This is a genomic window from Acidimicrobiales bacterium (assembly GCA_035540975.1).
Lineage (GTDB): Bacteria > Actinomycetota > Acidimicrobiia > Acidimicrobiales.
The window spans coordinates 1-3,278 of the sequence record DATLFN010000037.1 but is presented as its reverse complement, the minus strand read 5'-3'; the positions used below and the strand labels follow the sequence as shown (position 1 = coordinate 3,278).

The window sequence follows — 3,278 nt, the reverse complement described above, 5'->3', positions numbered from 1 at the left end:
CGGCCCCCCCCGCCGACGGGCTGGACCCCCGGCTCAGCTTCGACGCCTTCGTGGTCGGCAGCTCGAACCGCCTGGCCCACAACGCGGCCCTGGGCGTCGCCGAGAGCACGGTGTGCCCGTACAACCCGCTGTTCATCTACGGCGACTCGGGCAACGGGAAGACGCACCTGCTCCAGGCCATCGCCCTGCACGTCCGCCGCCACGCCCCCGACGACGACGTGCGCTACGTCACCTGCGAACGCTTCACCAGCGAGCTCATCGCCGGCATCCAGGCCAGCCCCACCGGCGGTTTCACCAGCAGCTACCGGACCTGCTCGTTCCTGCTCGTCGACGACCTCCAGTTCCTGGAGGGCAAGGTGGAGACTCAGCAGGAGTTCTTCCACACCTTCAACGAGGTGACGGCGGCGGGAGGGCGGGTGGTGCTGAGCGCCGACTGCCACCCCGGCGCCATCCCGACGCTGTCGGACCGCCTGCGCAGCCGCTTCGCCAGCGGCCTGGTCGCCGACCTCGGCGCGCCGGAGTTCGAGACCCGGGTGGCGATCCTGGCCCGCAAGGCGGAGGCCCGGGGCGCCCGGGTGAGCGCCGACGTCCTGGCGGCCATCGCCGCGTCGGTCACCCGCAGCGTCCGCGAGCTGGAGGGAGCCCTCACCCGGGTCCTGGCCGACGCCGCCCTGGACGGCCGGCCCGTCACCCTGGACGGAGCCCGGGAGTCGCTCCCCTCGTTCCTGGGCAGCGCCGGCCAGACGCTCACCTGCGCCCGCATCATCGGCGAGGCAGCCGAGGTGTTCGGCGTCGGCGTGGACGAGCTGTGCGGCTACAGCCGCACCCGGGCGCTCGTGCAGGCCCGCCAGTCCGCCATGTACGTGTGCCGCTCGCTCACCGAGGAGAGCCTGCCCGCCATCGGCCGGGCCTTCGGCCAGCGCGACCACACCACCGTGCTCCACGCCGTGCGCAAGATCGAGCAGCTCATGACCGAGCGGGCGGCGGTGTACACAAAGGTCGTGGAGCTCACCAACCGGCTCGCCGGCCTCGGCGGGTGCGACGGGAGGCGCCCCGGGTAGGGTCCGTGCCATGGCGTCCCAGGCCACCTTCGCCGACTCGGCGATGGAGCACATGTCGGCGCTCTACAGCGCGGCGCTGCGGATGACGCGCAACCCGGCGGACGCCGAGGACCTCCTCCAGGAGACGTACCTCAAGGCCTACCGGTCCTACGGGACGTTCCAGGAGGGCACCAACCTCAAGGCGTGGCTGTACCGGATCCTGACCAACACCTACATCAACGCCTACCGGGCCAAGAAGCGCCGGCCCGAGCAGACCGACGTGGAGGACGTGGAGGACCTGTACCTGTACCACCGCCTCGGGGGGCTGGAGGCGGCGGCCGCCGGCCGCAGCGCCGAGGAGGAGGTGCTAGAGCGGTTCACCGACGACGACGTGAAGTCGGCGCTCGAGAGCCTCCCCGACAACTTCAGGATGGCCGTCCTCCTCGCCGACGTGGAGGGCTTCTCCTACAAGGAGATCGCCGAGATCATGGATGTCCCGATCGGAACCGTCATGAGCCGACTCCACCGGGGAAGAAGGGCGCTGCAGAAGGCGTTGCACGACTTCGGAATGAGTCACGGTCTCGTGGGGACAGCGGACTGATGCACGAGCACGCGGACTGTACCGACGCCGTCGAGCGGCTGTACCACTACCTCGACGGGGAGCTCGACGAGGCCCGCATGGCGATGGTCCGCCAGCACCTGGACGCCTGTCTCCCGTGCCTGGAGGCGTTCGACTTCGAGGCCGAGCTGCGCCAGGTGGTGGCCCGCAAGTGCCGGGAGTCGGTGCCCGAGCAGCTCCGCGTCCGCATCACCCTCGCCCTCCAGGCCGAGTACGGCTCCGGAGAAGGGTTCGGAAGGGGAATGCCGCCGTTCCGGTAGCGGTTGATGACGGCGTTATGGCAAGTGAGCGTGCGGTACAAGGAACCCCCTTCAGCGGCAGCGACCGGCCGTCCAAGTCGTTCGGGCGGGGCAGGGTCTGCAAGGAGCCCGGCTGCGAGACCCGGCTGTCGATGTACAACAGCGGGAAGTTCTGCTACGAGCACGAGCCCATGACGGTCCCCCGGACCCGCGGCAGGAAGATCGTCGCCTGACCGCCGACGGACGGGCGGGGGCGATCCGACGAACGGGCGGCCCCGGGCCTACCATCGGCCCATGCACGCCGCTCTCCTGGCCGCCAAGGTCTGGCACTACTGGATCGGGATCGCCATCCTCCTGCCCGCGCTGCTGGCGGTTGTCGGCCTGGTCGTCGGGTATCTCGTCAAGGTGACCGCCCACAAGTACCCGCGCCAGTAGCCGATGCCGTCCGCCGAGGCGATCTCGTGGGAACTGGCGGAGAAGGTCGCCATCCGGGTCGCCGGCGACGAGCCCCTGGCCCGCTCGTACCATTACGCCTCCCTCCAGCCCGACTTCGTCGAGCTGACCGCCCAGGCCGAGGGGCTGGTCGAGGCGGCCACCGGCCTGCGCTCGGCCGCCGGGCCGGCCCGGGCCCGGGTCACCGACCGGGCCGGGTGGGTGTCGGCGAACATCGCCTCGTTCCAGCGGCTGCTCCGGCCCCTCACCGACAAGGTGGGGCCGCGCCTGGCGTCGAGCCCCATGGCGCCGGTCAGCCGGGCCGTCACCGGGGCCCAGCTGGGGACCCTCCTCGGGTGGATGGCCAGCCGGGTGCTCGGCCAGTACGACCTCCTGCTCATCGAGGAGGAGCGGCCCGAGGACCAGGACATCGTCTACTTCGTGGGGCCCAACATCATCGGGCTGGAGAAGCGGTTCGGCTTCCCGCCCCGTGAGTTCCGGCTGTGGCTGGCGCTCCACGAGGTCACCCACCGGCTCCAGTTCACCGGCGTCCCGTGGATGCGCCCCCACTTCCTGTCGCTCGTCGAGGGCTGCTTCGAGAACGTCGATCCCGACCCCAAGCGGTTCCTGGAGGCGCTCAAGCGGGCGGTGGACGAGGTCCGGGCCGGTCGCAGTCCGCTGGCCGACGGCGGCCTGGTCGCCCTCCTGGCCGGGCCCGAGCAGAAGGCCATGCTGGACCAGGTGGCCGGCCTCATGAGCCTGCTCGAGGGCCACGGCGACGTCACCATGGACCGGGCCGGTGCCGATCTGGTGCCGAGCGCCGACCGGTTCGGCCGGGTGCTGCGCCAGCGGCGGGCCGAGGCCAAAGGGGCGTCCAGGCTGCTGCGCCAGCTGGTGGGCCTGGAGGCCAAGCTGAAGCAGTACGAGCAGGGCGAGCGCTTCATCGAG

The 3,278-nt window shown here is 71.2% G+C and carries 6 protein-coding genes; all 6 read left to right on the top strand.

Going from position 1 to position 3,278, the window contains the following annotated elements; all coding sequences use genetic code 11:
• The coding region (gene dnaA / locus VM242_04650) for a chromosomal replication initiator protein DnaA (protein ID HVM04444.1) at positions 1-1,061 on the top strand (1,061 nt) is incomplete at its 5' end.
• Positions 1,062-1,071: 10 nt separating this feature from the next.
• Entirely contained in the window at positions 1,072-1,641 is a 570-nt protein-coding gene (locus tag VM242_04645; GenBank protein ID HVM04443.1) for a sigma-70 family RNA polymerase sigma factor, read from the top strand.
• Entirely contained in the window at positions 1,641-1,919 is a 279-nt protein-coding gene (gene rsrA / locus VM242_04640) for a mycothiol system anti-sigma-R factor (protein HVM04442.1), read from the top strand. The genes VM242_04645 and rsrA overlap by 1 nt, the downstream gene beginning before the upstream one ends.
• 17 nt (positions 1,920-1,936) lie before the next feature.
• Positions 1,937-2,131 (top strand): hypothetical protein, encoded by a 195-nt coding sequence (locus VM242_04635; protein ID HVM04441.1) that lies wholly within the window; start codon positions 1,937-1,939, stop codon positions 2,129-2,131.
• Between the two features lie 61 nt (positions 2,132-2,192).
• On the top strand, positions 2,193-2,333 hold the full coding sequence (locus VM242_04630; protein ID HVM04440.1) for a hypothetical protein: 141 nt from the start codon (positions 2,193-2,195) through the stop codon (positions 2,331-2,333).
• 3 nt (positions 2,334-2,336) lie between these two features.
• The coding region (locus tag VM242_04625) for a zinc-dependent metalloprotease (protein ID HVM04439.1) at positions 2,337-3,278 on the top strand (942 nt) is incomplete at its 3' end.

Excerpts from the sequence above, each read along its gene's own strand:
- VM242_04635 (HVM04441.1), top strand. The coding sequence starts at position 1,937 with ATGGCAAGTGAGCGTGCGGTACAAGGAACCCCCTTCAGCGGCAGCGAC.
- VM242_04630 (HVM04440.1), top strand. The coding sequence starts at position 2,193 with ATGCACGCCGCTCTCCTGGCCGCCAAGGTCTGGCACTACTGGATCGGG.
- rsrA (HVM04442.1), top strand. The coding sequence starts at position 1,641 with ATGCACGAGCACGCGGACTGTACCGACGCCGTCGAGCGGCTGTACCAC.
- VM242_04645 (HVM04443.1), top strand. The coding sequence starts at position 1,072 with ATGGCGTCCCAGGCCACCTTCGCCGACTCGGCGATGGAGCACATGTCG.